At 73.2% G+C, this 26,857-nt stretch carries 25 protein-coding genes and 1 pseudogene; 10 read left to right on the top strand and 16 right to left on the bottom strand.

Going from position 1 to position 26,857, the window contains the following annotated elements:
• Positions 1-118: 118 nt before the first annotated feature.
• From rocD to O2W53_RS14140, 3 genes are read right to left on the bottom strand one after another with little or no spacing between them, the layout of a single operon-like run.
• The gene (gene rocD, locus O2W53_RS14150) at positions 119-1,342 is read right to left on the bottom strand and encodes an ornithine--oxo-acid transaminase (protein ID WP_269163687.1); all 1,224 of its coding nucleotides are present in this window, start codon (positions 1,340-1,342) and stop codon (positions 119-121) included.
• Positions 1,339-2,601: a M24 family metallopeptidase gene (locus tag O2W53_RS14145; RefSeq protein WP_269163686.1), complete on the bottom strand. Its 1,263-nt coding sequence runs from the start codon at positions 2,599-2,601 to the stop codon at positions 1,339-1,341. The genes rocD and O2W53_RS14145 overlap by 4 nt, the downstream gene beginning before the upstream one ends.
• On the bottom strand, positions 2,598-3,899 hold the full coding sequence (locus tag O2W53_RS14140) for an ABC transporter substrate-binding protein (protein ID WP_269163685.1): 1,302 nt from the start codon (positions 3,897-3,899) through the stop codon (positions 2,598-2,600). Before O2W53_RS14140 ends, O2W53_RS14145 begins: the two co-directional genes overlap by 4 nt.
• Before the next feature lie 117 nt (positions 3,900-4,016).
• Here O2W53_RS14140 and O2W53_RS14135 point away from each other — a divergent pair, with 117 nt between their 5' ends.
• Positions 4,017-4,934, top strand: coding sequence for a LysR substrate-binding domain-containing protein (locus tag O2W53_RS14135; protein ID WP_269163684.1), 918 nt, complete (start codon positions 4,017-4,019; stop codon positions 4,932-4,934).
• On the opposite strand, the gene O2W53_RS14130 is transcribed toward O2W53_RS14135, so the two are convergent.
• From O2W53_RS14130 to O2W53_RS14115, 4 genes are read right to left on the bottom strand one after another with little or no spacing between them, the layout of a single operon-like run.
• Positions 4,879-5,718, bottom strand: coding sequence for an ABC transporter ATP-binding protein (locus tag O2W53_RS14130; protein WP_269163683.1), 840 nt, complete (start codon positions 5,716-5,718; stop codon positions 4,879-4,881). The two genes, O2W53_RS14135 and O2W53_RS14130, sit on opposite strands and share 56 nt — an antisense overlap.
• The gene (locus tag O2W53_RS14125; protein WP_269163682.1) at positions 5,715-6,566 is read right to left on the bottom strand and encodes an ABC transporter ATP-binding protein; all 852 of its coding nucleotides are present in this window, start codon (positions 6,564-6,566) and stop codon (positions 5,715-5,717) included. Before O2W53_RS14125 ends, O2W53_RS14130 begins: the two co-directional genes overlap by 4 nt.
• Positions 6,563-7,576 (bottom strand): branched-chain amino acid ABC transporter permease, encoded by a 1,014-nt coding sequence (locus O2W53_RS14120; protein WP_269163681.1) that lies wholly within the window; start codon positions 7,574-7,576, stop codon positions 6,563-6,565. Before O2W53_RS14120 ends, O2W53_RS14125 begins: the two co-directional genes overlap by 4 nt.
• Positions 7,576-8,880 (bottom strand): branched-chain amino acid ABC transporter permease, encoded by a 1,305-nt coding sequence (locus O2W53_RS14115; RefSeq protein ID WP_269163680.1) that lies wholly within the window; start codon positions 8,878-8,880, stop codon positions 7,576-7,578. Before O2W53_RS14115 ends, O2W53_RS14120 begins: the two co-directional genes overlap by 1 nt.
• A gap of 255 nt (positions 8,881-9,135) precedes the next feature.
• Between O2W53_RS14115 and O2W53_RS14110 the strand changes: the two genes are divergently transcribed.
• Complete coding sequence (locus O2W53_RS14110) at positions 9,136-9,909, top strand: thioesterase family protein (RefSeq protein ID WP_269163679.1); 774 nt, start codon at positions 9,136-9,138, stop codon at positions 9,907-9,909.
• Positions 9,910-10,140: 231 nt separating this feature from the next.
• Positions 10,141-11,217 (top strand): Fic family protein, encoded by a 1,077-nt coding sequence (locus O2W53_RS14105; RefSeq protein ID WP_269163678.1) that lies wholly within the window; start codon positions 10,141-10,143, stop codon positions 11,215-11,217.
• Positions 11,218-11,399: 182 nt separating this feature from the next.
• Here O2W53_RS14105 and O2W53_RS14100 read toward each other — a convergent pair whose 3' ends face one another.
• Both O2W53_RS14100 and O2W53_RS14095 read right to left on the bottom strand, forming a co-directional pair.
• A complete protein-coding gene (locus tag O2W53_RS14100; RefSeq protein ID WP_269163677.1) occupies positions 11,400-12,110 on the bottom strand; it encodes an SGNH/GDSL hydrolase family protein in 711 nt (236 codons plus the stop codon).
• A gap of 323 nt (positions 12,111-12,433) precedes the next feature.
• A complete protein-coding gene (locus tag O2W53_RS14095; RefSeq protein ID WP_269163676.1) occupies positions 12,434-12,967 on the bottom strand; it encodes an NUDIX hydrolase family protein in 534 nt (177 codons plus the stop codon).
• A 101-nt stretch (positions 12,968-13,068) separates the two neighbouring features.
• Between O2W53_RS14095 and O2W53_RS14090 the strand changes: the two genes are divergently transcribed.
• Positions 13,069-13,263, top strand: coding sequence for a hypothetical protein (locus tag O2W53_RS14090; RefSeq protein WP_269163675.1), 195 nt, complete (start codon positions 13,069-13,071; stop codon positions 13,261-13,263).
• Positions 13,264-13,269: 6 nt separating this feature from the next.
• Here O2W53_RS14090 and O2W53_RS14085 read toward each other — a convergent pair whose 3' ends face one another.
• The 6 genes from O2W53_RS14085 to O2W53_RS14060 all read right to left on the bottom strand — a co-directional run bounded on the left by O2W53_RS14085 (position 13,270) and on the right by O2W53_RS14060 (position 20,001).
• Complete coding sequence (locus tag O2W53_RS14085) at positions 13,270-13,899, bottom strand: TetR/AcrR family transcriptional regulator (protein ID WP_269163674.1); 630 nt, start codon at positions 13,897-13,899, stop codon at positions 13,270-13,272.
• Complete coding sequence (locus O2W53_RS14080; protein WP_269163673.1) at positions 13,896-14,783, bottom strand: NmrA family NAD(P)-binding protein; 888 nt, start codon at positions 14,781-14,783, stop codon at positions 13,896-13,898. The genes O2W53_RS14085 and O2W53_RS14080 overlap by 4 nt, the downstream gene beginning before the upstream one ends.
• 77 nt (positions 14,784-14,860) lie before the next feature.
• Entirely contained in the window at positions 14,861-16,612 is a 1,752-nt protein-coding gene (locus tag O2W53_RS14075; RefSeq protein WP_269163672.1) for a putative bifunctional diguanylate cyclase/phosphodiesterase, read from the bottom strand.
• An 88-nt stretch (positions 16,613-16,700) separates the two neighbouring features.
• Positions 16,701-17,714, bottom strand: coding sequence for an LLM class flavin-dependent oxidoreductase (locus O2W53_RS14070; RefSeq protein WP_269163671.1), 1,014 nt, complete (start codon positions 17,712-17,714; stop codon positions 16,701-16,703).
• 23 nt (positions 17,715-17,737) lie between these two features.
• Complete coding sequence (locus O2W53_RS14065; protein ID WP_269163670.1) at positions 17,738-18,337, bottom strand: sigma-70 family RNA polymerase sigma factor; 600 nt, start codon at positions 18,335-18,337, stop codon at positions 17,738-17,740.
• A gap of 137 nt (positions 18,338-18,474) precedes the next feature.
• Entirely contained in the window at positions 18,475-20,001 is a 1,527-nt protein-coding gene (locus tag O2W53_RS14060; RefSeq protein WP_269163669.1) for a DUF4407 domain-containing protein, read from the bottom strand.
• Positions 20,002-20,243: 242 nt separating this feature from the next.
• Between O2W53_RS14060 and O2W53_RS14055 the strand changes: the two genes are divergently transcribed.
• The 4 genes and pseudogenes from O2W53_RS14055 to O2W53_RS14045 all read left to right on the top strand — a co-directional run bounded on the left by O2W53_RS14055 (position 20,244) and on the right by O2W53_RS14045 (position 22,964).
• On the top strand, positions 20,244-21,215 hold the full coding sequence (locus O2W53_RS14055; RefSeq protein ID WP_269163668.1) for an ABC transporter substrate-binding protein: 972 nt from the start codon (positions 20,244-20,246) through the stop codon (positions 21,213-21,215).
• A gap of 71 nt (positions 21,216-21,286) precedes the next feature.
• Positions 21,287-22,162 carry an ABC transporter permease gene (locus tag O2W53_RS14050; RefSeq protein WP_269163667.1) on the top strand — a complete coding sequence of 292 codons (876 nt, stop codon included), beginning with the start codon at positions 21,287-21,289 and terminating at the stop codon, positions 22,160-22,162.
• 9 nt (positions 22,163-22,171) lie between these two features.
• Positions 22,172-22,351 (top strand): annotated as a pseudogene (locus tag O2W53_RS23925) (ATP-binding cassette domain-containing protein); the annotation flags it as partial.
• Positions 22,352-22,469: 118 nt separating this feature from the next.
• Positions 22,470-22,964, top strand: a complete 495-nt coding sequence (locus O2W53_RS14045; protein WP_269163666.1) for an ABC transporter ATP-binding protein — start codon at positions 22,470-22,472, stop codon at positions 22,962-22,964.
• A gap of 226 nt (positions 22,965-23,190) precedes the next feature.
• On the opposite strand, the gene O2W53_RS14040 is transcribed toward O2W53_RS14045, so the two are convergent.
• A complete protein-coding gene (locus O2W53_RS14040; protein WP_269163665.1) occupies positions 23,191-24,162 on the bottom strand; it encodes a ferritin-like domain-containing protein in 972 nt (323 codons plus the stop codon).
• Positions 24,163-24,462: 300 nt separating this feature from the next.
• Here O2W53_RS14040 and O2W53_RS14035 point away from each other — a divergent pair, with 300 nt between their 5' ends.
• A complete protein-coding gene (locus O2W53_RS14035) occupies positions 24,463-25,104 on the top strand; it encodes a sensor histidine kinase (protein WP_269163664.1) in 642 nt (213 codons plus the stop codon).
• 117 nt (positions 25,105-25,221) lie between these two features.
• Complete coding sequence (locus O2W53_RS14030) at positions 25,222-26,853, top strand: protein kinase domain-containing protein (protein ID WP_269163663.1); 1,632 nt, start codon at positions 25,222-25,224, stop codon at positions 26,851-26,853.
• Positions 26,854-26,857: the final 4 nt, after the last annotated feature.

Raw genomic sequence — 26,857 nt, 5'->3', positions numbered from 1 at the left:
GCGCCTCAACCGCAGCGCCAACGTCAGCGCATGGGCCCGTGCAGCGCCACCTGGAGAAGGCGACTCCGCGACGTTGCCCCCGGACGTGCGTTGCTCTGGTTCCTGGTCGGCGCGTCGATCAGCGGCTGAGATCCGCCAGCGCCGCGGCCAGTTGCTCGAGCAGCCAGTCGATCTCCGCTTCGGTGATCACCAGCGGCGGCGCCAGCCGCACCGTCGATCCGTGGGTGTCCTTGGCGAGCACGCCGCGCGCGAGCAACCGCTCGCACAGGGCCCGCCCCGTCCCGAGCGCCGGGTCGATGTCGATGCCGGCCCACAGCCCGGTGCACCGGACGGCGAGGACCCCTCGGCCGGACAGTGCGTCCAAGCCGACCCGCAAACGCTCCCCCAGCAATCGGGCGCGCTCTTGGAACTCACCACTGGCCAGCAGCCGGACGACCGCCCGGCCGGCCGCCGCAGCCATCGGGTTCCCGCCGAAGGTGCTGCCGTGCTGGCCGGGGTGCAGGACCCCGAGGACGTCGGAGTCGGCGACGACGGCCGAGACCGGCACGACCCCGCCGCCCAGCGCCTTGCCCAAGATGTAGACGTCGGGCACGACGTCCTCGTGCTCGCAGGCGAACGTGCGCCCCGTGCGCCCGAGGCCGGACTGCACCTCGTCGGCGAGCATGAGGACGTTGCGCTCGGTGCACAGCCGCCGCACCTGACGCAGGTAGCCCGGCGGCGGGAGGATCACACCGGCTTCTCCCTGCACCGGCTCCAGCAGCACGGCGACCGTGGTCTCGTCGATCGCCTCGGCGAGGGCGACCTCGTCGCCGTAGGGCACGTGCCGGAACCCGGGGGTGAAGGGCCCGAATCCGCCCCGCGCCTCCGGATCGGTGGAGAAGCTCACCAGGCTGATCGTGCGGCCGTGGAAGTTGCCCTCCATCACCACCACCGTGGCCTGGTCCGGCGGGACGCCCTTGACGTCGTAGCCCCACTTACGGGCCACCTTCAGCGCACTCTCCACCGCCTCGGCGCCGGTGTTCATCGGCAGCACCATGTCCTTGCCGGCCAGCGCCGCCAGCTCGGCGCAGAACGGCCCGAGCTGGTCGTTGTGGAACGCACGGCTGGTCAGCGTCAGCCGGCCGAGCTGGTCGGCCGCGGCTGCCACCACCTCCGGGTGCCGGTGCCCGAAGTTGAGCGCCGAGTAGGCGGCCAGACAGTCCAGGTACCGGCGGCCCGAACTGTCGGTGACCCAGGCGCCCTCCCCAGCGCTGATCACCACCGGGATCGGGTGGTAGTTGTGCGCACCGTGGACGGCCTCGAGGGCGCGCGGGTCCTGCCGCTCCTCGACCGTTCCGGTCACGGGACGACGACCAGCTCGTGCGGCAGCTGGTGCAGCACCTCGTGCCCGGTCGCGGTGATCACCACGAGGTCCTCGATCATGACCGCGCCGGTGTCCGAGGAGTAGGCCGGCGTCTCGACCGCGAAGACCATGCCCGGCTGGATGAGCCGTTCCTCGGTCCGGCTGAGGAACGGCGGCTCCTCGTGGAAGGTGTCCAGGCCGACCGAGTGCCCGTAGTGCCCCCGGGTGAAGCGCGGGAAGCCGTTGAGCTGGATGTGCGACTGCGCGGCCTCGAACACCTCCCGCACCGGCCGGCCCGGCGCCAGCCGTTCCCGGGCCAGCTCGTGAGCCTCGAGCAGGACGCGGTACAGCCGTTGGGCCGCCGGCCGGATCTCCCGGAAGCTAAAGGTGCGGCCCCCGTCGCCCCGGTAGCCGTCCACGGTCACCCCGCAGTCGAACTTGACCAGGTCGCCCGGGGACAGCCCGGCGCCGCGCTCGGAGTCGACCCCGATCGCCGTCGTCGCGCCGACGGCGGGCAGCACCCAGTGGTCGGTGTAGCCGGCGTACCGGTCCGACCCCATCGCCGCGTGGATGACCCCGAGGGCGTACCGGTGCCGCATGTCCAGCGCTGTCATGCCCGGCTGCGCGTCCTGCACGGCGAAGGTCATCCCGGCCTCGGAGAGCTCGGTCGCCCGGCGGAGCGCCTCGATCTCGAAGTCGTGCTTGACGCTCCGCAGCTCGTAGAGGTCCTCGGTCATGTCGACCAGGTCCAGGTCGGGCGCGAAGCCGGCGATCCGGCGTACGGAGTCCTGCAGGACGTACCGCAGATCGGTGCCGATCCGGCTGCCCAGCAACCCCCGGTCGGCCAGCACGCCACGGAGCACGGCGTCCTGCTCGTCCTCGGAGAACTGCGCCGGCCGCGGAGCGTCGGCCCCCGGCTCGCCGGCGATCTGCAGGTCGGCGGCGTTGCGCAGCTCCACCCACACCCGGAATGGCCGGACGTCGGCGATGCCGGAGACCCGCCGGGCCTGCTCCGCCTCGAAGTCGCTGATCACGATCGCCGGATCGAGCGCGGGGTCGGCCGGCACGAGGACCAGCACCGTCCCGAGCATGCGCCAGGGCCACTCGGAGAGGAAGTAGCTCTGGAAGCCGCTGGTGTAGAGGACGTTGGACGGGGTGTAGGCGAGGTAGGCGTCCACCCCCTTCTCCTGGCAGCGGCGCCGGATGTCGTCGAGGATCGGGGTGCGCACCGGGGTGGCGGTCCCGATCCGCCCCGTCACCGCGACTCCACGGTGCGGACGATCTGCGGGGTGCCGGAGCCGTCGAAGCGGACGACGTCGAAGAGACCGACCTCCGGCTCGCCGATCTCGGTGAAGTCCAGCGGCCCGGAGACGCCGTTGTAGTCGATGTCGGTGCCCTGGGCGATCAGCTCTGCACAGTCGGCGAACGTGCTGCACGCCTCGCCGTCCCGGGTGACCGACGCCATGGCCCGGGCGATGTCACCCGGGGCGTCGGAGCCTGCCTCGAGTGCGGCGAGTGCGATGGTCACCACGCAGTCGTAGTGGTAGGGCGTGAAGTTGGTGAGCTGCACCTGTGGCTTGCTCGCCACCAGCCGGTCGAGGAAGGCCGGGTCGTTCTGCGAGGAGGCCTGGGTGGCCTGCATGCCCTCCAGCACCCCCGGGGTGGCCTCGCTGACCGACGCACCCAGGGCGCCCAGCGACATGCCGTCGGTGCCGAAGAGGCTGACGTCGTCGGGACCCAGACCGTTCTCGATCAGGCTCCGCAGCAGCGTGGTGCCCTCCTGGAAGGCGATCACCACCACCGCGTCCGGCTGGGCCTCGGCCACCTCGGCGACCTCCGCGGAGAAGGTGGTGGCCGCAGGGTCGTACGGCACGTTGGCCACCACCTCGGCGCCCTCGCTCTCCAGCTCCTCGATCAGCGACGTGGACAGGCTCTGGCCGTAGTCGTCGTTGCGGACGACGACGGCGACCCGGGACGCCCCTTCGCCGATGACCGCCTGGGCGAGCACCGGACCCTGCCGGGTGTTCGCCGGGATGGTCCGGAAGTACAGGCCCTTGTCCGGGTAGCCGGTGAAGGTGCTGCTGGTGTTCGCGCCGGCGCACTGCAGCGCCCCGGCCCCGGTGATCCGGTCGAGCACCGACAGCGAGATGGCGGAGGAGACCGGGCCGATGATGGCGTCTACACCCTCACCGAGCAGCCGGTCGGCGGTCTGCCCCGCCACAGTGGGGTCACCGGCCTCGTCACCGCCGGAGAGCGTCACCGGCTGGCCCAGGACGCCCCCGGCCGCGTTGATGTCCTCCACGGCGAGCTGGGTCGCGGCGATCACCCCGACGCCGAGGCCGGAGAGCGGGCCGGTCTCGGCCAGGATGTAGCCCAGGTCGAGCTGACCGTCGCCGGGCCGGGAGGACTCCACCTCCGGGGCCGCGCTGCTGCCGGACGAGCTCGGGGCCGCCGCGGCGTCCTCGCCGTCGGCCGGGTCCGAGCCGCCCGAGCACGCGACGGCGCTCAGGGCTACCACCCCCGCCAGCACCGAGGCGGGGAGCGTGCGAGTCCTCACGAGACCTCCAGGAGGGTCGACGGGCCGGACGGCCCGCGATCAGCCTCCCGGTCGAGATGTGAAACCGTCCAATACCGATGTGCGGCTTCTGTGATATTGGTGCGCTATAGAGGAGCCGTGGACCTCCGCCATCTGCGCTACTTCCTCGCCGTCGCCGACGAGCTGCACTTCGGGCGCGCCGCCGCGCGCCTGCACATCGCCCAACCCCCGCTCAGCCAGCAGATCCAGCGGCTGGAGCGGGAACTGGGGGTGCAGCTGTTCGAGCGGGACCGCCGGCACGTCCGGCTCACTCGAGCCGGCGAGGTCCTGCAGGTGGAGGCTCGCCGGACCGTCGCGCAGGCCGACCGCCTCCTCGACGTGGCCGAGGACGTGCGGACCGGCGGGACCGGTCGGGTCCGGCTGGGCTTCGTCGGTTCGTCCCTCTACGGGCAGCTGCCCGCGCTGCTGCGTGCGGTCCGGCAGCAGGCGCCCCAGCTCACCGTGTCCGCGGTGGAGCTGGAGTCGGGCCCGCAGCTGGCCGGCCTCCTGGAGGACACCCTCGACCTGGGCGTGCTGCGCCCACCGGCGTCGACCCCGTCGCTCGCCGTCCAGGTGATCGAGGAGGAGGAGCTGGTCGTCGCCCTGCCGAAGGAGCACCCGCTCCCGGTCGGACGGCCGGTCGCCCTGGCGGACCTGGCGGACGAGCCGTTCGTGCTCTTCGCCCGGACGCACGGCGAGGGCTTCTGGCAGGTGGTGACGCAGGCCTGCGGCCAGGCCGGCTTCTCCCCGAACATCGTGTACGACGCGGAGCACGTGCACACGATGGTCGGCCTGGTGGCCTCGGGGATGGGTGTCTCGCTGGTCCCCCAGGCGGTTCGCCGGCTCAACCTGACCGGCGTCCGCTACGAGCGGCTGGCCGGGACGGCGCCACGACTGCCGCTGGCACTGGCCTGGGACCCGCGGCGCTCGTTCCCCGCCCTGGAGCGGGTGCTGGAGATCGTCACCGTCCAGGCTCGTCGGACGGCGGGGACTGCTCGTCCGTGGCCGTCCGCGTGACGTCCGGCTGGGCGGCCGCGCCGAGCCGCCCGAGGTAGAGCTCGACCACCGCCGGGTCCTCCAGCAGCTCGCGCCCGGTCCCGGTGACCGCGTTGCGCCCCTGGTCGAGGATGTAGCCCCGGTCGCAGATGGCCAGGCAGCGCCGGGCGTTCTGCTCGACGATCAGCACCGAGGTGCCGGTGGCGTTGATCCGGGAGATGAGCGCGAACACCTCGGTCTGGGCCCGCGGGGACAGCCCCGCCGACGGTTCGTCCAGGCACAGCAGCCGCGGCCCCGGCATGAGCGCGCGCGCCATGGCCAGCATCTGCCGCTCCCCACCGGACAGCGACCCGGCCCGGGCCTGCATCCGTTCCACCAGCCGCGGGAAGAGCTCCTCGAGGGCCTGCCAGCGGCCGGTGAACTCCTTGGGTCGCAGGTAGGAGCCCATCCGCAGGTTGTCCCGCACGGTGAGCCGCGGGAAGACGTTCTCCAGCTGCGGGACGAAGCCCACTCCACGGCCGACCAGCTCGTGGGACGGGGCGCCGGTGATCTCGGTGCCCTCGAACCGCACCGTCCCCTCGCTCACCGGCACCAGCCCGAAGACGGTCTTGAGCAGCGTGGACTTGCCGGCTCCGTTGGGGCCGAAGATCCCGACGAGCTCCTGGCGTGCGACGTGCAGGGAGACGCCGTCCAGGATGGGGACGCCTGGCGTGTACCCCGCGGTCACGCCGCTGACCTCCAGCACGGCCTCGGCGGGGACGTCGGTGTCGGGGCCTGTGGTCGCCCGATGGCTCCCGGTGCTCATGCCCGGCGCTCCGTCCCGGCCGCCGTGGCCGCATCGTCGTCGGGCTCGTCGGATCCCAGGTAGGCGTCGATGACCTCGGGATCTCGCATCACCTGTTCCGGGCTCCCAGTGGCCAGCACCGTGCCGAAGGCCATGCACACGACGTCGTCGCTGATCCCGGCGACCACGTCCATGTCGTGCTCGACGAACAGGATCGTCGTCCCGTCCGCGCGCACCTGCCGGATGTGGTCGAGAAGCGTCTCGACCAGCCGCGGGTTCACCCCGGCCATCGGCTCGTCCAGCAGCAGCAGCCGCGGTTCGCACATCAGGGCCCGCGCCATCTCCAGCAGCTTGCGCTGCCCCCCGGAGAGCACGCCGGCCGGCTCCGCCGCCATCCGCTCCAGCCCGAACCGGGCGAGCAGCTCTCGGGCGCGCTCGGTGTTGTCCGCCTCCTGGCGGCGCCAGCTGGCCCGGCCGAACAGCGCGCCGGCCAGTCTCTCGCCCCGCTGCCCCCGGGCAGCGAGCAGGACGTTCTCCTCCAGGGTCAGATCGGCCAGGCTCCGGGTCAGCTGGAAGGTGCGCACCATGCCCTGCTGGGCCAGCCGGTACGCCGGCAGCCCGGTGACGGTGCGCCCGTCGAGCTGCCAACTGCCGGCGTCCGCCCGGTCGAACCCGGTGAGCAGGTTGAAGAACGTCGACTTGCCGGCCCCGTTGGGTCCGATGAGGGCCGTGATCGTCCCCCGGCGGACGTGGAACTCCTCGACGTCGACGGCGACGAGGCCGCCGAACTTGCGCTGCACCCCGCGAGCGGTGAGCAGCGGCGCATCCGCGCCGGTGGGCGCGCCACCGGTGGTGCTGCTGGTGGTCATGCCGACTCCACCTCCGCCTTGGTCCGCGCTGTCGCCTTCGGTGACCGCCGGGACAGCAGGCCGCCCGCGCGGAAGTACATGAACAGGATCAGCGCGAGGCCGACCAGAGCCAGCCGGATCGGCCCGACCTCGGACGTCGCCAGCACCGCCTCGCTGATCACGCCGCTGGAGATGGCCTGCCGCAGCAGGGAGTCGGTCGCCGCGATCAGCAGCCAGAACAGCACAGCGCCGACCACCGGCCCGAGCACCCGGCCCACGCCCCCGAGCAGGAGCACGGCGAACGCGTAGAACGACAGGTCGGCGGTGTAGGTGTCCGGGGTGACGGCCTGGGACGCCAGCGCCAGCACCATCCCGGCGACCGCGGCCATCAGCCCACCCAGCACCAGCGCCTGCAACTTGTAGGCGTAGGTGTTCTTGCCCAGTGCCCGCACCACCTCCTCGTCGTTGCGGACCGCGCGGATCACCCGGCCCCAGGGGCTGTGCACGAGGAGGGCCGTCAGCCCGACCGCCGCCGCCACGAGCAACCAGCCGACCACTGCGACCCAGAGCTGCCCACCGGACAGGGAGAACCGGCCGACGCCGTAGTCACCGGCGCCGAAGGGGTTGAGGGCGTAGAAGTCACCGGCGTACTGCTGGACGCCGAACACGCCGTAGGTGAGGGGCGCAGCCGCCTCGGACCGGAAGAGCAGGCGCAGGATCTCGGCGGCGGCGATGGTGGCGATGGCGAGGTAGTCACCACGCAGGCGCAGGGTGGGCACGCCCAGCAGCAGGGCCAGCACCACTCCGAGGCCCAGTCCGACCAGGATCCCCAGCCACAGCGGAGCGCCCAACCGGGTCACGCTCACCGACATCCCGTAGCCGCCGACCAGCATGAAGCCGGCCTGCCCGAAGTTCATCAGCCCGGCGTACCCGAACTGCAGGTTGAGCCCCACGGCGGCCAGCGCGAACACCGCGGCCTGGGGGCCGACGGCCGCCCGCAGAGCATCCGCCAGCACGGCGACGAGGTCCATCAACCCACCCTCTCGCGCAGACCGAGCAGCCCTTGGGGCCGCACGAGCAGGACCAGGATGAGCAGCAGCAGCGCCCACACCGTCTGCAGTTCGCTGTCGAAAAACACGGTGCTCAGCTGCGCGAGCAGGCCCACGACGATGCTCCCGAGCACAGCGCCGAATGCGGTCCCGAGGCCGCCGAGGATGACCCCGGCGAACATGAGCAGCAGCAGGTTGAAGCCCATGTTCCAGGTCACCGCCTGGCTGAGGCCGTAGAGCACACCGCCCAGCGCGGCCAGCCCGCCGCCGACGAGCCACACCTGCAGGACGACCCGGTCGACGTTGATCCCCGAGCACCCCGCGAGGGCGCGGTTGTCCGACACCGACCGGACCGCCGTGCCCAGCCGGCTCCGGGTCAGCCCCAGACCGACCAGCAGCAGCACCAGCAGGGCGATGCCCAGGATCGAGGCGTCCCGCGGCGTGATGCTCACCGGGCCCCACTCCCAGACCTGCTGCAGCTCGTAATCACCGTAAGAGCGCGGGTTGCCACCGAAGACGACCAGGACGACCTGGCGGAGCAGGAGGGCCAGCCCGATCGTCGCGATGAACATCGACACCTGGGTGACCCGCCGCCGCCGCATGGGGCGCCAGAGCACGAGTTCCGTCGCACCCGCCAACGCGGCCACGAGGGGCATGGCCACCAGCGTGGCCAGCACCACGTGCAGTCCGATCGCGTTCAGCCCGAAGGCGATCACCGCGCCCAGGGTGACCAGCTCACCGTGGGCGAAGTTGATCAGTCCGGTGGTACCGAAGATCAGGGAGAGCCCGATCGCGGTGATTCCGATCAGCGCACCGAGCAGGAGACCGTCCAGCGTCGCCTGCGCCAGTGCGGAACCGAGGCCCGCTCCCGACTCCTCCACCTGGCCGAGCGGGAACAGCACGTTGCGCGGCGCGCCCGGGTCGACGGTCACCTCCCGGCTGGCCGCTGCGTTCTCCCGCAGGCCCGCCCCCTCCGGGAGGGTCTCCTCGTCCAGGCTCACCTCGTACTCACCAGGTGACGGCACCGGGATCTCCCAGCGCCCGTCCGCGCCGCTGGTCACCGTGGCCAGCTCGTCACCGTCCTGGCTGAGCGTGATCTCCACGTCAGGCACCGGCTGGTCCTCGGCGTCGACGAGGCGGCCCTGAACCACCTCCCCGGCGGCCAGGGCCGGCGTCACGTCCAGCAGCAGACAGCTGAACGCCACGGCGACCACGGCCAGGCACGACGCGAGCGCCGACAGCCGCCGCCGGCGGCCGCGGGCCGACGCCCGGGTCAGGGCAGCCACCTGGCCTCCGCCACTCGGCCGGCGCCGTGGGCACTCCGGTGGAAGGACATCCCTGAAGGGTGGTGGGAGTGCATCGGGGTGTCCAATACCGACAACGGACGCCGCTGATATGGCTTGGCTATCAGGACGTCAGTTCTCATATTCGTAACCATTGGGCAACGCTTCGGAAGCGACCGCTCTCCCACCTCCGTTCCACCGCGGTCCCCTTGTAGGCGACTCACACTCCGTGCGACGGCCTCGGCGAGACTCCAGGCCATGGACCTCGAGGCCTTCTACCTGCCGCTCGGTGACAACCGCTTCTCCCCCACCCGGGCCACCGAGAGCCCCTGGGAGACCAGCGCCCAGCACGGCGGGCCACCGTCCGCGCTGCTGGCGCACCTGGCGACCAGCGCCGCGGGTGAGCACTTGCGGGCGGCGCGGGTCAGCGTCGACTTCTTCGGCGCCATCCCCCGCCGCGAGCTGACTGTCGAGGTCTCCCCCGTCCGGCCGGGCCGGCGGATCGACCTCACCGAGGCCGCGATGACCGTCGAGGGCCGCACCGTCGCCGTCGCCCGGGTCTGGTCGATCGCCACCGGTCCGACACCACCGGTGGTCACCGAGCTGACCCCGCCACCCGCCGTCCCGGAGGTGTCCAGTTCGTTCCTCCCGCACCTCCCCGACTGGGGCTTCGGGCAGGCCCTCGACTGGCGCTACACCGCCGGCTCACCGGACGAGACCGGCCCGGCCGACGTCTGGACCCGGGTCCTGGTCCCGCTCATCGCCGGCCAGGAGCTCACCGGCCTGGACCGCACGCTGGTCGCCGCCGACGCCGCCAACGGCATCTCCGCCGAGCTGCCGATCAGCACCTGGCTGTCCATCCCGCCGGGCATGACCACCCACCTGACCCGCGAGCCGGACGGCGAGTGGGTGCACCTGTCGGCCCGCAGCTCGATCGCCGCCGACGGCATCGGGCTGTGCCTCGGCACGCTCTCTGACGCCGCCGGCGCGATCGGCCAGGTCGCCCAGCCACTGCTCGTCCGCGAGCGCTGACAGGCAACACAGCAGTGCGGAAACCACCGCGCCGGCGCACCCGATCCGAGTGACACCCCGACCGCTGTTCTCACTTAGGTGCGGATCTGAGAATAAGGTGGCCTCGTGTTCTCAGCCGGATCGCCCTGGCCAGTGCTGTCCGACCGCGAGGTGCCCTGGCACCCGCGGCTGCCGTCCGACGCCGCCCCCCGGTCGGTTCGACTGCGCCACTCGGGTCCCTACCGGGCAGCCGTGATCCCGCAGATCGCCACCGCGATGCCCAGCCTCGACGCGGCCACCTCGGCGCTGGCCGACGAGGCCTCTCGGGAGATCGCCCGGTTCGATGCCGAGCTCGGCGGCGAGATCGCCCCGTTCGCCACCGTCCTGCTCCGCGGTGAATCGGCGTCCTCCTCGCAGATCGAGCAGCTCACCGCCGGCGCCCGGGCCATCGCCGTCGCCGAGCTCGGGAACGGCACCAGCCGCAATGCAGCATCCATCCTCGGCAACGTCCGGGCGATGCGGGCAGCACTCGACCTGGCCGGCGACCTGAGCCCGAGCACGATCCTGGCGATGCACGCCGCCCTGCTCGACGAGGTCGAACCCACCATCTCCGGACGGTGGCGCACCGACCAGGTCTGGATCGGTGGGGACTCCTACGGGCCGCACGGCGCGGCCTTCATCCCGCCGGTCGCCGACGACGTGCCGGCGCTGATCGACGACCTGGTCGCCTTCACACACCGGGAGGACGTCCCGGTGCTGGTGCTCGCCGCAGTCAGCCACGCCCAGTTCGAGACGATCCACCCCTTCCCCGACGGCAACGGCCGTACCGGACGGGCGCTGATCCACGCACTGCTGCGCCGGTACGAGCTCACCCGCGCCGTCACGGTCCCGGTCTCTGCCGGCCTGCTCAGTGAGATCGACGGCTACTTCGCGGCGCTCACCGCCTACCGCGAGGGCGACATCGACCCGATCGTGTCCGCCCTGGCCACCGGCGCGCTGTCCGCCGTGGTCAACGCCCGACACCTGGTCGCCGACCTGCACCAGGTGCGCGCCCGCTGGGACGACGTCGTCATCGCTCGCCGCGATTCGGCGGCCTGGCGCGTGGCGGACCTGCTCGTGCGCCAGCCCGTGCTCGACGCCGCCACCATCGCCCGCGAGCTCGGCGTCTCCCCCGGCAACGCCCTGCGTGCCCTCGAGCCGCTCGTGGCCGCCGGATTGGTCACCGAGTTCACCGGCCGGGCCCGCAATCGGCTCTGGCAGGCAGCCGAGGTGCTCACCGCGGTGGACGCCTTCGCTGCCCGCGCCGGACGCCGCCGAGCTGCCGGCTGAGAACGAGGAACTAGACGCCGAGGTGGGCCAGGGCCTGCAGCAGCAGGTGGCCCTGCCCGTTGGCCAGCCGCTCCTCGTCCGCGAACGCTGACCGCGTCGCGCTGGGGCAGCGCGCGAACACCGGGCCGCGATCCCCGCCATGGCCGCCGCCAGCGACCTGGAGGGCGGCCGTCGTCGGGCGGTCAGTCCGGGACCGCGGCCTGCACGGCGTCGGCCACGAGCTGCTGACCCTCCCGAGTCGGGTGGATGTCGTTCGGCAGCACCAGTCCGGCGTCCGTCGCGTCCCCGCCCGACTCCGCCGCCACCGGCTGGAAGGCATCGAAGCCGCTGGCCACGGCGGCGCCGTGCGCCTCCGCCGCCGCGGTGATGCCGTCGTTCAGCGCACGCATCTGCGCCACCCCCGGCGCGTCGGCGTAGTCGACCGCGTAGTAGGTGACCATCACGATCGGCCCGTCGTAGCCGCCGTCGTCCCGGAGCCTGCCCAGCAGGGTGGAGAGGTTGGCCTGCACCGTGTCCGCCAGGGCGCCCAGCTCCGACGCGCAGGTGTCCGAGGTGTTCTCCCGGCACTGCAGCAGGTCGTTGGCCCCGAGCTGCACGGTCACCAGCTCGACGTCGTCCTCCTGCTGCAGCGTCCGCACCGCGTACTCCAGCTGCGACTCGGCGGCCGACTCGTACTCGACGTGCAACGGCCAGGACTCCCGGTAGGGACAGCCGCCGTCCCTCGCCCGACCATGCCCAGCGCTGTCCGTCGTCTCCCCCGGGCAGGCAGCATTGAGGACCTGCAGCCCACGGGCCTGTCCGACCAGTTCGGGATAGCCGACGAAGTTCGCCGCGTCGGCGTACACCTCGTCGGACTCGCCGTCGCGGGCACCGAACGGCAGCGAGTCACCCAACGCCAAGTAGCTCCCGGCGCCGGCCGGCAGCGGCGAGGCCGATAAGGCCGACTCATCCGACGTGGCCGACGTGGCCGACGACGAGCAGGAAACCGTCCCGACCAGGCAGGCCACCGCCCCCACTGCCACTGCGACCTGTCGCAGCACTCGAGCACGCACGGCTGGACCCCCTCGTTGCCGACGTCGAAGGCTACGCAGCGAGGACGCCCACACCCGGGAGATCGACTGTGGCGGCGCTCGCAGGTGCCCGGCTCACGGCGTTGGCTACCACCCGGTGCGGGCCGAGCTCCTCGGCGGTCTCACGTCCCGGGCGAGGTGAGACCTCAAACCCCCAGATGTGCCAGGGCCTGCAGCAGCAGGTGGCTCTGCCCGTTGGCCAGCTCGGCCAGCAGCGCTGGCTCCCGGGCCTCCTGCGGGGTGAACCAGGTCAGCTCCAGTGCGTCCTGCTGCGGCGCGCAGTCACCCTCCACCGGGACGACGTAGGCCAACGACACCGCGTGCTGCCGCGGGTCGTGGAACGGCGTCACCCCCGGCGTCGGGAAGTACTCGGCGATGGTGAACGGCTGCGGGGCGGGCGGCACCCGGGGCAGCGCGAGCGGCCCGAGGTCCTTCTCCAGGTGCCGGAGCAGCGCCGACCGCACCCGCTCGTGGTACAGCACCCGACCGGACACCAGCGCCCGCTTGACCAGCCCGTCGCTGCCGGCCCGCAGCAGCAGACCGACCGAGGTCACCACGCCCTGGTCGTCGACCCGCACCGGCACCGCGTCGATGTAGAGGATGGGCAGCCGCTCGCGCGCGGCGTCCATCTCCTCACCGGAGAGCCAGCCAGCGTCGTTCTTCGTCGTCGCCTCGGTCATGGGTCACTGTCTAACCGATGAGGTTCCGGCCGCGGTGCGGCGGGTTCCCGTGGCGCGTCGCACGGTCACGGCCGGGGCGCGGACTGCCGAGTACCGGTTGCATGAGCACCCGATCCGACGACGCGCTGAACAGCTGGCTCGCCGACCTCAACGGCGGCGAGACCTCGATGCGCCGACTCCGCAAGCGGCTGACCGAGGAGGGCACCCTGACCACCGAGCCGTGCCCCACCTGCCAGCACCCGGCCACCGAGGACTTCGCGCACACCGGCCACTGGGTCGCCGAGCCCGTCACCTGAGCGGGCTCAGCGCCCCCGGCTGACGACCTCCTCGAACTGCGCCGGCGTCAGCGGCGGCCCGGGCAGCTCGCCGTCGGTCGGGCGCAGGCCGTCCAGCGCGATCGTCACCACCCGCCGCCAGATCTCCGGGGCGACGTCCCGCGACCGGGTGGTGACCTCGCCGACCATCACCGGGATCAGCGCGACGTCCAGCGCGGTCACCTCCGGCCGCACCTGCCCGCGCTCCTTCGCCCGGTCCAGCAGCGCCCCGACCACCGGTGCGATCCGGGACGTCGCCGCCCCGGCCCGGGCCCGCGCCTGCGGCCCGAGCATGAACTCCTGCAGCCCCCGGTCGCCGGCCTGCAGCTCCACCACCTGCACCAGGAACCGCCGCAACCCCTCGCCCGGGTCGTCGGCCGCGAGCGCCTCGTCGGCGAGCCGGCCGACGAGGGCGAGCTGGTCCTCGAACAGGGCCAGCATCAGGTCCTCGCGGGTCGGGAAGCGCCGGTAGACCGTGCCCACGCCGACGTCGGCGGCCCGCGCCACCTCGTTGTGCGTGACGGCCCGGCCGGTCTCGGCGAACAGCCGCCGCGCGGCGGCGAGGACGCGCTCCCGGTTAGCCGCGGCGTCCCGGCGCAGCGGCGTCGTTCCGGTCATCGCGCGGCGAGCACCTCCCGTGCCGTCGTCCAGTTCCGCGGACCGTAGCGGTCGTTGTCCAGCGGCCCGAGCTCGGCGTCCCCGCTGAACATGCTGTGCAGGTACTGCATCCCCTGCCACACCGGGAAGGGCGCCTCGTCGTCCCGGGACACCGCTCGACCCACCTTCGCCATCCCGGCGATCAGGCCGGGCGTGCCGGCCCAGGTCGGCCGGAACCGCCGCCCGGTCAGCTCGGTCATCGTCGCCGCCAGCTCTCGGGCGGTGACGGTGTCGCCGGCGACCTCCAGGTACCGCGGGGCGGCGTCGTCCAGGGCGGCGTCCGCGGTGAACGCCGCGGTGTCGTCCTTGGTGGTGAAGTCCAGCGGCTGGTCGGCGTCGCCCCAGTACAGGACCCGGTCCCGGCCGGACAGCACGATCGGCGCCTGGCCGGTGAGCATGTCGGCGAAGGCGCCGTTGAGCACCGACGTCCCCCGGATCGGGGTACGGTCCAGCACCCGGGCGAAGTCCCGGCGAAGCTCGAAGTTCCGGTTGGAACCGGGCGCCACGCGCCGGTAGTCGGCGGAGAAGTCCGAGGGGATGAACCGCGGGACGCCGGCGGCCACCGCGGCCTCCAGCAGCCGGGTCTGCACGCCGACCATCACGTCCCGCAGCCCGTTGAGGGTGGAGAGGACGACGTCGGCCCCCTCGCTCACCCGCCGCAGGTCGGCCGGGTCGTCGTGGTCGGCCTCGACGACGGTGGCGCCGAGCCCGGCCAGCCGCGCGGTCTTCTCCGGGCCGGCGCCGGTGCGCACCAGCGCCCGGACGTCGGCCCCCTTCGCGACCAGGGCCCGGATCATGCGGGCACCGAGGTCACCACTGGCGCCGGCGAGCAGGACTGTGGTCATGCGGGTCTCCTCGACCAAGGAAACGGATCAGGTTGTCCGCTTTGTGGTCGACAGTAGACCGCGCCTCCCCGGCCCGGTCAGGCCGCCACCGGCCGCAGCGCCGCGATCAGCTCCGCCACCGGCTGCGGCCGACCGAACAGCCACCCCTGCGCCAGTGGACAGCCCAGCTCGGTGAGCGCCCGGGCCTGCTCGACCGTCTCCACGCCCTCGGCGACCAAGATCAGCTCCAGCGCGTCGGCCAGCGCCATCACGCTGCGCAGCAGCCGGCCGCGCCGGCTGGACGTGGTGATCGTGGAGACGAACGAGTTGTCCAGCTTCAGGTAGTCGGTGGGCAGCGTGTCCAGCCGGGCCAGCGCCGAGTAGCCGGTGCCGAAGTCGTCGATGGCGACCTGAAGCCCGTGCTCCCGCAGCACGTGCAGCGCGCGCACCGAGCGGGTCGACTCCGCCTCGACCAGGCTCTCGGTCACCTCGACCACGGTCCGCTCGGCCGGCCAGCCGGTCTCGGCCAGCGTGGCCAGCACCCGGGCCGGGAACGCCTCGTCGTCCAGCTCCAGGCCGGACACGTTGACCGTCAGGAACAGCCGTCGGCCGGTCGCCTCGCACAAAGTCCGCGCGTCCCGGCACGCCGCCGCCCAGACGACCGCCCCCAGCTCCCCGATCAGCCCCTCCCGCTCGGCGACCGGGACGAACTCCATCGGGGTCACCGGCCCGCGCTCGCGATGGGTCCAGCGCACCAGCGCCTCGACGCCGGCCACCTCGCCGTCCGCCAGCGTCACGATCGGCTGGAAGTGCACGGACAGCCCGCCGCCGACGGGGTCGGCCAGCGCGGCCGCCAGGTCCCGGCCCAGCGGGCTCCGGCCGCCGGCGTCCAGCTCGCTGCGCCCGCGGCCCAGCGACTTGACCCGGTACAGCGCCGAGTCCGCCCGCCGCATCAGCGCGGCCGGTGAGTCCTCCGGCTCCATCGCCGCCACCCCGACGGACGTGCCGATCCGCGGCAGCGCAGCACGCAGCCGCTCCGCGGCGGCCAAGGCCGCCTCGCCGTCCAGCCCGGGCAGCAGCAGGGAGAACTCGTCGCCACCGTGCCGGGCGAGGACGGCGCCGGGCGGCAGCATCGGTGCCCAGGTGGCCGCCACGGTCCGCAGCAGCTCGTCGCCGGCCGCGTGCCCCCGTGAGTCGTTGACCGCCTTGAAGTGGTCCAGGTCGAACAGCGCCGCCGACAGCGGCTCACCGACGCGCAGCGCACCGCGCACCGCAACGTCCAGTGCCTCGTCGAACCCCCGCCGGTTCACCAGCCCGGTCAGCGCGTCCTCCTGGGCGCTGGCCGCCCGGCGCGCCAGGACGCCGATGGCCCCGGCCGAGCCGAGCACGAGCAGGCCGAGGACGGCGGCAGGTCCGGCCGGCACGTCACCGCGCAGCACCACCACGATCGTGCCGATGACCAGCAGCTCGCCCAGGAAGCCGACGGCCCACACCAGCGGGAAGAAGAGGAAGGAGTTCATCGACGCGAACGCCATCAGCGCCAGCACGGCCACCGCGCCGGTGGCCGACGGCGAGGCCATCGCGAACACCCCGATGCCGGCCGACCCCAGGGCCAGCAACCAGCGGTAGGAGGCCATCGGCACCCGGCTGCCCCAGCGCATGACCGCGAGGCCGAGCACCGTGGTGACCGGCGCGAGGGTGAGGACGGCGGGGTCGTAGACGGCCAGCCCGCCCGGGGTGCCCAGCACCAGGGCGACCGCCGCCAGCCCGCCGACCGCGGTCAGCAGCCCGGCGGTCCGGGCCACCACGCGGGGGGTGGCCAGCTCAGGCGCCATCCGACCGATCCGCATGCAAGGTGATCGAACGCCGGGTTCCGGAACTTCAGCGAATCACGCCCGGGAAGCCCCCGATTCCCCTCCCGCGAGTGAGAGGCGACGGTCAGGCGGTCGGCGACCAGCCCAGCGCCGGGCCGAGGTGCTGAGCCATGTCGGTGAGGATCTGCACGTAGTCGTCGTGCTCGAAGCTGAACGGCAGTGCGAAGACCACCTCGGTCACCTCGCGGAAGCCGGCGTGGGCGTACAGCTGCTCGGCGATCTGCTCCGACGTCCCGACCAGGTCGGGGGCGAACATCAGCCGGGCCGGGCCCTGCGGGGTCGCCGTCCGCGGCAGCCGGGCCTCGACGTAAGCGGCGTACCTCTCCCGCTGCTCCGGGGTCGCCGAGTCGGTTGGGATGACCACCAGGCCCTGCGACACCCGCCCGGCCGGATGCGCGGCCTTGAAGGCCTGCAGCTGGCCGGCCTGCTCGGTGGCGAAGTCCTCGGTCGACTCCGCCTTCACCACCGACGAGGTCAGGAAGTTCAGCCCGTTCTCCCCGGCCCAGGCCGCCGACCGCAGCGACGCGCCGCCGTACCAGAGCCGCGACCGCAGCCCCGGCGAGTGCGGCTGCACCCGGTCCGACCACTCCTCCACCACGCCCTCCCGGCCGGCGAAGGACGACGCCGGCGCGCCCTCGATGAAGCGCAGCAGCCGGGCCACCCGCTCGTAGGTGAAGTCCTCCACGTCGGCGGTGTCGGGGTACAGCGCGGCCCGGACGTCGTCCCAGTGCATCGGCGGGCCGACGGAGAAGCCCGGGTTGAGCCGGCCGCCGCTGAGCACGTCGACGGTCGCGAGGTCCTCGGCCAGCCGCAGCGGGTTCTCCCACGCCAGCGGGATCACCGCCGTCCCCAGTTCGATCCGGGACGTGCGCTGGGTGGCCGCCGCCAGCACCGCGACCGGGGAGGAGATGCCGTACTGCAGGTGCCGGTTGCGCAGCCACGCGCTGTCGAAGCCCAGCTGCTCCCCCAGCTCGATCACCCGCAGCGTCGACTCGTGCCCGCCGCGTGGGTCGGCCTCGTCGAACAGGCCGATGGTCAGGAAACCCAGCTTCTCCAACGGCACCCCGGGCGACGGCATGGCGCGATCAGATCAGACCGGGCTCAGCGGTCGACCGGCCGTGGCGCGGTGGCGACCGGCGGGGTGCCGGGCCGGACCGCCAGCCCCGGGACGACGGCGGTCAGCCCGTTCTGCAGCCGCCGCATGCCGACCATCATCCGGGTCTTCACCGTGCCCAGCGGAGCGCCGGTGCACTGGGCGATCTCCCGCTGCGTGTAGCCACCCCAGTAGGCCAGCACCAGCGCCTCACGCTGCACCGCGGGCAGCTCCGCCAGGGCCGTGCGCACCCGGGCGTCGGCCATCCGGCCGGCGACCAGCTCGGCGACGTCGAGCGGGGACTCGTCCCGGAACCGCTCCGCCACCGCGTCCAGCCGACGCTGCTGCGAGGACTCGTGCCGGACGGCGTCCACCGCCTTGTGGTGCACCAGCGCCAGGAACCAGGAGCGGAACGGGCCCCGGGCCCCGTCGAACGCGGCCGGGTCGCGCCAGTAGGCGACGAAGGCCTCCTGGACGACGTCCTCGGCGAGCCGCTCGTCGACCAGGATCCGCCGGGCAAGCGCCAGCGCCGGGGCGGTGTACTGGTCCAGCAGGTCGGCGATGGAGGCCGGGGCGGTGCGGCCGGGCGCGGGAACGACGCTGTTCATCACCCCCGATGAATGGTGCACAACATGATCGCCCAAACCGTCCTTCCCCCGAAGGAGTGAGCGCGGTCACCCGCCCGGGAGACGCAGACCGCCGACCCGGGCGGACCCGGATCGGCGGTCAGGTGGAGCAGGAGGGATCAGCGGTCCTCGGTCACCGGCTGCAGCAGCTCGGCGGCCGGCCGGGGCGCCGGCACCGCCGTCGTCCCGAACAGGCTCACGCCCGACGGCGCGGCCATCATCGCCTCGAGCTCGCCGGTGTCCAGCGTCGGCTCGATCGGCTCGAGGGCCGGCTCGAAGACCTCCGGCTGGGCGCCGCCGCGGCCGGGTGCGATCCGCCGCAGCAGGCCGCGCAGCGAACGGGCCTCCTTGCGGCGGGCCTTGCGCTCGGCCGCCCGGGCTGCCTCCTCGCGGGCGGCGAGGTCGCGGTCCAGGATCTCCCGGGCGATCCGGTCGGTCTCGGCCGCCACGATCAGGTCGGCCCGGGCCTGCTGCGCCCGCTGCCGGCCGTCGCGCCGGATCTCCTCCGCCTCGACCTCCTCGTCGTCACGCACCTTGACCAGCCGGTCGTAGGCCATCGGCGGGGCGAAGTTCAGCAGCGTCTTCATCAGCACCGGGAGGATCTCCACGCTGAGGAACAGCAGGAAGAGCATCACGTGAGCCAGGTGCGCCATCGGCCGCTCCTCCGACAGCCGGTCGATCGCCTCGAGCCGGGCCAGGATGCCGTCGCTCTGGCTGTTCTCCGCGTCGAACGCGGCCTGCTCGGCCAGTCGCGCGTCGGTCAGCCGGCTGAGTTCGGCCTGGTCGGTCACCAGCGCGGCCTTGGCCAGCGCCACGCTGCGGGCCGCGGCACCGACGGCGTCCTTCTCGGCCGTGGTGCGGGTCTGCAGCAGCGCCGCCTCGGCGGCGTCCAGCTCGGCCTTCGCCGTCTCCCGCACCGCCGCCTGCTGACCGGCCGCCGCCGACGCGGCGAAGTACGCCGCGCCCTGGCCCTCGTCGCCGGACCCGCAGGTGCCGTCGAGCTCGCACTGCGCCTTGGCCTGCAGCTCGTCGTACCGGCCCGACGCCGCGTCGTAGACGGCCTTCTTGCTGTCCCGCTCGGCCTGCGCCGCCGCCACCCGCGGATCGGTGTTCGGGTCGGTCGCGCCGCCGCTGGCGACCACGGCCTGGTCGTCGGCGATCGACTGGGTGAGCACCGGGATCTGCGCGTACCGGGCGTCGGCGTCCAGCTCGTCGGTGAACTGCTCCGCCGCCTCCGCCTGCAGCGTCACGATCGTGGCGTCGACCTCCTTGCTGAACACCTGCAGCGTCAGCGGCGTCGAGATGACCGTGCCGAGGACGACGGCCAGCGCCAGCCGCGGCACCGCCAGCCCCACGTTGCGCCACCAGGACGAATCGTGACCCATCCCGACCAGCAGCATCCGGTCGAGGTTGAGGATCACCAGCCCCCAGCCCAGACCGATCAGGACGGCGAGCCACCACCAGGCGCCCAGCGCCATGTGCACGGCGAACGCCATCGACAGCGCGGCCAGCGCACCGGTGCTGACCAGCACGCCACCGAGGGCGACGTACTTGGAACGGGCGCCGGGGGCGACCCGCAGCAGATCGAGCCGGGCGCCGGCCAGTACGGCCAACCGATCGCCGGCAGAACGGGGGCGGGACCTCATCCGGGGATTCCTCTCGCAGAACGACCAGATGAGCTATCGGTCGCCGACGACCGAGCCGGTACCGGTCAGCGACTGTGAGACATCTCCGACCGCCGGGACACCACGTAACGGCACCGTCACGTCTCGGACACCGCTGCCGCACACGGGGAGGGTGAAGTCGCCCTCGAGAACGCACAGCGCGCTCTTCGTCCGCCCGCCGCCCCGCGTTCGGCGGCCGGCCACGTCGGCCTCGAAGGAGACCCATGAGCCCCCAGCTCGTCCGGCGCGCGATCGCCGGCACCGTCGCAGCCACCACCGTCCTGGCGCTGGCTGCCTGTTCGGCCGACTCCGCCGAGGCCGGCGGCAGTGACGACGGGGGCACCCAGACCGTCACGATCGGGACCCTGCGCGGCCAGCCGCACTTCTACGCCCCGTTCCTCTACGACGAGTACGCCCCCGAGGGCGTGGAGTTCGAGGTCGTCGTCCTGGACACCGCACCCTCGCTGACCGACGCGGTCATCTCCGGCGACGTCGACTTCTCGATCACCGGCGTCGTCGCGACCATCGCCTCGGTCGCCCAGGACCGCGACATCACCCTGGTCGCCTCCGCGGCCGACGGCGGCTTCGGCTTCATCGGCGGTGAGGGCGTCGAGACCGTGGCCGACCTGGAAGGGCAGACGGTCGGCTACATCCAGGGCAGCGCCCCGGAGATCGCGATGCGGCTGATCCTGGAGGAGAACGGCATCGACCCGAGCAGCGTGGAGCTGATCGCCGTCCCGCCGCCGGAGATGGCCTCGGCTCTCGGCAGCGGGTCGATCGACGCCTTCTTCGGCACCGAGATCGCCGTCTCGCTCGCCACCGCGGCCGGCGCCTCCGAGCTCACCGACCCCTACGCGACCCCGATCGGTCGGGTGAACCTCGGCCTGACCACCACCGGTGCCCTGATCGAGGAGGACCCCGAGCTGGTGCAGGCGGTGGTCGACACGCACGCAGCGACCACCGAGTACATGGCCGACAACATCGACGAGTGGCTGCCGGAGATGGTCGCCGAGTTCGGTGGCGACCAGGACGTGTTCGAGTCCGCGCTGGACAACTTCTGGCTGCGCGCCGACCTGAGCGAGGAGTACCAGACCCAGGTCGAGGCGCTGGCCGACGCGATGGTCTCCCTCGACGTCATCGACACCGCCCCCACCGCCGCCGACCTCGTCGACACCTCCTTCGCCCCGTCCGCCTGAGCCCCCGGGGCGCCGGCGCACGTGCGCCGGCCCCCCCCGCCCCTCCCGCCCTGCGGGAGGAGAGGACCCCCATGACCACCACCGATGTCGCCACCGTCCCCGTTGCGGCCGCCGCCCCCACGGTCCCGGACACCCCGCGCCGGCCAGGCCGCGGCCGGGCGCGCACCGTCCTCCTCGGCCTGCCCGTCCCGCTGCTGTTCCTGCTGCTCTGGCAGCTCGGCCGGGCGCAGGAGTGGGAACTGCCGCTGGGCATCCGGATGGGCTTCCTCCCCTACCCCGCCGACGTCGCCGCGGGGCTGGTGAACTACGTCGCCGGCACCCGGGACGACGCCTTCAGCAGCCTGCTCTGGGAGGACCTGCCGGCCAGCGCGCTGCGGGTCGTCTCCGGCTTCGCGCTGGCCACGCTGATCGCCGTGCCGCTCGGCGTGCTGATGGGCCGGTTCCGCACCGCGAACTCGCTGTTCGACCCGATGATCAACCTGTTCCGGCCGATCCCGGCGACCGCCTGGGTGCCGCTGGTGGCCCTGCTCATCGGCTACGGCGACCAGGCCTCGATCTTCCTGATCACGCTGTCCGCCTTCTTCCCCATCGTGCTGGGCACCATCAGCGGCGCCCGGCAGGTGCCCGAGCGCCTGCTGGAGGCCGCCCGGATGCTGGGCACCTCCGGCGTCGGCACGCTGCTGCGGGTGGTGCTGCCGGCCGCCGCGCCGGCGATCGTCAACGGCATGCGGGTGGGTCTCGGACTGGCCTGGGTGATCCTCGTGCTCAGCGAGACCACCGGCGTCCCGACCGGCCTCGGCTCGACGATCTTCCTGGCCCGCGACGTCGTGCAGACCGACCAGATCGTCGTCGGGATGATCTGCATCGCCGTCGCCGGCTTCCTCTCCGACCGGCTGTTGACGCTGGTCTTCCGCGTCCTGTTCCGCGACCGCCCGCTGATCAAGTAGGAGCCGACGATGGACACCCAACACCTCTCCGCCGGCCGCACCGCCGACGTCCGCATCGCCGGCCTGAGCAAGGTCTACGCCGGCGGGGTCGCCGCCATGGCCGACGTCGACCTGACGATCGCCTCCGGTGAGTTCGTCGCCGTGGTCGGCGCGAGCGGCTGCGGCAAGAGCACGCTGCTGCGCATCCTGGCCGGCTTCGAGCGGCCCAGCGGCGGCGTCGTCGAGGTCGGCGGGATGCCGGTCACCGGCCCCGGCCCCGAACCGCGGCGTCGTCTTCCAGGACTACGGCCTGTTCCCCTGGCTGTCGGTGCGGGAGAACGTCGCCTACGGCCCGGCCCGCAAGAAGCTGCCCAAGGCGGAGGTCGCCGCGGTCACCGACCGGTTCATCGCCGCGGTGGGGCTGACCCGGTTCGCGGCGAAGTACCCCGCCCAGCTGTCCGGCGGCATGCAGCAGCGGGTGGCGATCGCCCGGGTGCTGGCCAACGACCCGTCCCTGCTGCTGATGGACGAGCCGTTCGGCGCGCTGGACGCGCTCACCCGCGCCGACCTGCAGGCCGAGCTCAAGCGCATCCACGTCGACACCCGGACGACGGTGGTCTTCGTGACCCACTCGATCGAGGAGGCCGTCTACCTGGCCGACCGGGTCGTGGTGATGACCGGGGGCGCCTCGCACGGCGTGCCCGGCTCCATCCGCCGGATCGTCCCGGTCGACCTGACCGACCGCGACGTGACCAGCCCGGCCTTCAACGCGGTCAAGCGGGAGATCGCCGACCTCGTGCACACCGCCCCCGCCCCGGCCTGACGCCCCGCCGGGGCCCCGCGCCGTTGCGGGCAGTGCACGGTCCTGGCGGGTTCCTGGCCGGGAACCCGCCAGGGACGCACATCACCTGCGGCGGGCAGCAGGCTCACCGTTGTCGCGCCTGCCGCGAGCCCGTGACCGGGCGCGGCCCCACGGAACGGGCACGGCGACGCAGAGAAGGTCCACACCCCGGCGAGCGGGGTGTGGACCCTCCGATGGTCCTGCGGGATCAGGCGTCGACGCCCACGGCCTCCTTGGCGAGCGAGGCGAACTGGGTCTGCGCGGCGCTGACCAGGCTCGACCGGCTCTTGTGGGCCTCCTCGTAGCGGATGACCACGCGGATGTCGTGCGGCTCCTCGAGCCCCTTGATGGCCTTCACGGCGTCGTTCACGGAGAGCTGGTCGTAGTCCTTGATCGGCAGCTCGTCGGCGGAGACGTCGCCGAGCTCCTCGCGGGCGGACTTGGCGGCCTCGGCGGCGTCCTTGTCGCCCTCGCGGCGGGCGATCTCCTCGGCGCGACGCAGCGAGGCGCGGCGGCCGACGGTGAGCGTCTCGCGGACGGCGTCGGTGAGGTGCTGCGCCCGGTCGGTCACGGCGGAGAACCGGTCGGAGGTCTCCTCACCGGCGTCCCGGACGGTGTCGACGGCGTTGTTGACCGTGTAGGTCCAGAAGCGGACCGGGGCGTTGACCGCGCGGGCCACACCGCCGGCGACCTTCTGGACCGGGGTCGCGACGAGCGCCGCGGGGCCACCGAGGGCCTCCTCGGCGAGGACGACGGTCAGCCACTCGACCGTCGCCTGGTGGGCGCCGATGAGCTTCTCGGCCAGCCGGCGCACCTGGGTCTCCTTGGCCTGCTCGGCCAGGACCTTGACGTAGGTGGCGCGGTCGAGCAGCTGGTGCTCGAGCGACAGGTCGGTCAGGAGCGCCTCCTCGATGGGAGCCGCCTGCTCGAAGGTGGCCTTCAGTGTCGCGGAGAGCCGGCCGAGGGCCGGGGTCACGACGTCCGGGACACCGCCGAGGGAGCGGAGGGCCTCGGTGATCTCGATGGTGCGGGCCGCTGCGTTGTCGGCGTTCTGCGTGAGCTCGCGGCGGACGGCGTCGGTCCGGGCCTGCGAGATCCGAGTACGCGCGACCTGCTCCTCGGTCTTGGTGAGGAGCAAGAGTGCGCGGAGCTGGTTGACGATCTTCTTGTTGTCGGCCATGTCTTCACCATGCCCCGAAAGACCCCTCTGCTAACTCTTGCAAGCATGTTGCTAGCAGTGGTCTGCATCACGTCCGCGCGGCTGACATGGCCACAGCTCCTTCCCGGCTGCAGCACGCCCCCGGACCGTCGTCCCGATCGGGTGCGCCAGCCGGCCCCCGACCGACGTGCCGCCTCCCCTGAGCTCGGGCAGCCGGGAAGTCGAGCGGGAGATCGCCGCACTGGTGCACACCGCCCCCGCCTCACACCTCCTGGGGGCAGGAGCGCGATCATGGCCCCACCGGGGACGGACCCCCATGGGGTGAACTCCCTCGACGCCGATGCGGTACCCGCGGCTGAATGCCGATCTCATGTTCATGCCCGCGGCAGTGGGCTGTCCCTCGCCTCCGCCCTGCGGCGCGACCCGGTGTGGGCCGACCTGCCGCTGATCTTCCTCAGCGGCCGGGCCCTGCCCGGTGACGTGGCCGCCGGCGCCGCACTGAACGCCGCCTACCTCGCCAAGCCGGTGTCGATGACCGCCCTGACCGCGGCCATCGACACCGCCCTGGAGGACACCGCCGCCGCCCGCGGAGAGGCCGTCCGCGACCACGTCGAGGACCTCTGGGACCTCGACGACGAGACCGAGCGCCGGCTGCACGCCGAGCTGCTCAGCACCTTCGTCGGCTGGGCGCCCGACGGCCTGATGTCCGTCGAGGACGCGCTGCGCGCCGGGGACGCCGTCGCCGTCGAGGAGACCGCCCACAAGCTGCGGGGCAGCGCGGCCACCCTCGGCGCCGGCCCGCTGGCCGCGCTCTGCGCCACCCTGGAGGAGGCCGCCCGCACCGGGCAGCTGCCGACTCCCGGCCCGGTGATCGGCGCGCTGCGCCGCGAGCTGGAGGTCACCTGCCGGGTCTTCACCGAGCTGGCCGCCGAACTGGCCGGACCACTGACCCCCGCCGCCTGAGGCACCGCGGCCGCGCCTCCGGCTCCCCTGATCGGGGGCCCGGGGTCGCCACCGCAGGCCCGACTTGGTGGGATGGGGCGTCCGGACGCCCCGGGCAGCGCACCAGGGAGGAGCCACATGCACCCGGACGGTCAGCTCCTGGGCGGGCGCTACGAGCTCACCTCGCTGATCGCCACCGGCGGCATGGGGCAGGTCTGGCAGGCCCGCGACACGTTGCTCGAGCGGGACGTCGCGGTGAAGGTGCTGCGCAGCGAGTTCACCGGCGACCCGACGTTCCTGGCCCGCTTCCGAGCCGAGGCACAGCTCGCCGCCCGCCTGGTGCACCCGAACATCGCCACCCTGTTCGACTACGGCGAGATCCCACCCGCCGGCCCGCGCGACGAGCACCTCGCCTACCTGGTGATGGAGCTGGTGCGCGGTGAGTCGCTGTCGGCGCTGCTGCGCCGCGAGGGCCGGCTGAGCCCCGAGCGCACCCTCGACGTGCTGCGGCAGAGCGCCGCCGGCCTGGCCGCCGCACACGCCACCGGCGTCGTCCACCGCGACGTCAAGCCCGGCAACGTGCTGATCGGCGACGACGGCACCGTGAAGATCACCGACTTCGGGGTCGCCGTCTCCGGCTCCAGCGTGCCGCTCACCCAGACCGGCCAGGTCATCGGCACCCCGCACTACCTCTCCCCCGAGCAGGCCCAGGGCGACCGGGCCACGGCGGCCAGCGACGTCTACGCCCTCGGCATCGTCGGCTACGAGTGCCTGGCCGGCCACCACGCCTTCGACGCGGAGAGCTCGGTGCAGGTCGCGCTGATGCAGATCCGGGACACCGCCGCACCCCTGCCGGACGACGTCCCGGCCCCGGTGCGCCAGCTGATCGCAGCCGCGATGGTCAAGGACCCGGCCCAGCGCTACCCGGACGGCGCCGCCTTCGGCACCGCGATCGACGACGTCCGCGCCGGGCGCCCCCTGCCGCAGACCGACCGGACGACGGTGCTCCCCGCGGCCGGGATGTCGGCACAGTCGCCGAGCACGCGGGTCATGCCGGCCGTCGGTGGGGCCGCGACCACCCCCTGGGTGGGCGCTGCCGGGGTGGGTGCCGGTGCTGCCGGGGTGGGCGCCGTCGGTGCCGGCGCAGCCGGGCCGGGGCCCGAGCGGGAGCGGGAGGACAGGCGCCGCCGACTGCTGCTGCCGCTGCTCGCGGTGCTCATCGCGGCCACCGTCGCCGTCGCCGGGTTCCAGCTGCTCGGCGACGACGGGACGGACACCTCCACCACGACACCGACGACGAACGCCGAGCAGACGTCCCCGACCACGCCCACCACCGAGGAGACCACCACCCCCAGTGCTGTGCTGGTCGAGGTGGACGCCGACGACTACCTGGGCCGGCGGATCGGCGACGTCGAGGCCGACCTGATCGGCCTCGACCTGTCCGTCAGCGCCGTCCCGCGGCAGACGGCCGACGCCGACGAGGGCGAGGTCCTCGCCGTCACCCCGGCCGGCGAGCTGGCCGAGGGCACCGTCGTCACGGTCACCTACGCCACCGCCCCACCCGCACCGACCACCGCCCCGACGCTCACCCCGACCGACGGCGACGAGGACGAGCCGGACGAGGGCGACGAGGACGAGCCGGACCAGGGCGACGGGAGCGGCACCGGGGGCGGCGGGAACGGCACCGGGGGCGGCGGGACCGGCACCGGGGGCGGCGGGAACGGCACCGAAGGCGGCGGGAACGGCACCGGGGGCGGGAACGACGGCTGAGCCG

Origin of the sequence: Modestobacter sp. VKM Ac-2978 (genome assembly GCF_026968025.1) — a bacterium.
Lineage (GTDB): Bacteria > Actinomycetota > Actinomycetes > Mycobacteriales > Geodermatophilaceae > Modestobacter.
The sequence above is the reverse complement of the archived record's forward strand: the minus strand, read 5'-3'. Positions and strand labels throughout refer to the sequence as shown.

Excerpts from the sequence above, each read along its gene's own strand:
- O2W53_RS14130 (WP_269163683.1), bottom strand. The coding sequence starts at position 5,718 with ATGAGCACCGGGAGCCATCGGGCGACCACAGGCCCCGACACCGACGTC.
- O2W53_RS14125 (WP_269163682.1), bottom strand. The coding sequence starts at position 6,566 with ATGACCACCAGCAGCACCACCGGTGGCGCGCCCACCGGCGCGGATGCG.
- O2W53_RS14120 (WP_269163681.1), bottom strand. The coding sequence starts at position 7,576 with ATGGACCTCGTCGCCGTGCTGGCGGATGCTCTGCGGGCGGCCGTCGGC.
- O2W53_RS14110 (WP_269163679.1), top strand. The coding sequence starts at position 9,136 with ATGGACCTCGAGGCCTTCTACCTGCCGCTCGGTGACAACCGCTTCTCC.
- O2W53_RS14095 (WP_269163676.1), bottom strand. The coding sequence starts at position 12,967 with ATGACCGAGGCGACGACGAAGAACGACGCTGGCTGGCTCTCCGGTGAG.
- O2W53_RS14090 (WP_269163675.1), top strand. The coding sequence starts at position 13,069 with ATGAGCACCCGATCCGACGACGCGCTGAACAGCTGGCTCGCCGACCTC.
- O2W53_RS14085 (WP_269163674.1), bottom strand. The coding sequence starts at position 13,899 with ATGACCGGAACGACGCCGCTGCGCCGGGACGCCGCGGCTAACCGGGAG.
- O2W53_RS14080 (WP_269163673.1), bottom strand. The coding sequence starts at position 14,783 with ATGACCACAGTCCTGCTCGCCGGCGCCAGTGGTGACCTCGGTGCCCGC.
- O2W53_RS14075 (WP_269163672.1), bottom strand. The coding sequence starts at position 16,612 with ATGCGGATCGGTCGGATGGCGCCTGAGCTGGCCACCCCCCGCGTGGTG.
- O2W53_RS14070 (WP_269163671.1), bottom strand. The coding sequence starts at position 17,714 with ATGCCGTCGCCCGGGGTGCCGTTGGAGAAGCTGGGTTTCCTGACCATC.
- O2W53_RS14065 (WP_269163670.1), bottom strand. The coding sequence starts at position 18,337 with ATGAACAGCGTCGTTCCCGCGCCCGGCCGCACCGCCCCGGCCTCCATC.
- O2W53_RS14060 (WP_269163669.1), bottom strand. The coding sequence starts at position 20,001 with ATGAGGTCCCGCCCCCGTTCTGCCGGCGATCGGTTGGCCGTACTGGCC.
- O2W53_RS14055 (WP_269163668.1), top strand. The coding sequence starts at position 20,244 with ATGAGCCCCCAGCTCGTCCGGCGCGCGATCGCCGGCACCGTCGCAGCC.
- O2W53_RS14050 (WP_269163667.1), top strand. The coding sequence starts at position 21,287 with ATGACCACCACCGATGTCGCCACCGTCCCCGTTGCGGCCGCCGCCCCC.
- O2W53_RS14040 (WP_269163665.1), bottom strand. The coding sequence starts at position 24,162 with ATGGCCGACAACAAGAAGATCGTCAACCAGCTCCGCGCACTCTTGCTC.
- O2W53_RS14030 (WP_269163663.1), top strand. The coding sequence starts at position 25,222 with ATGCACCCGGACGGTCAGCTCCTGGGCGGGCGCTACGAGCTCACCTCG.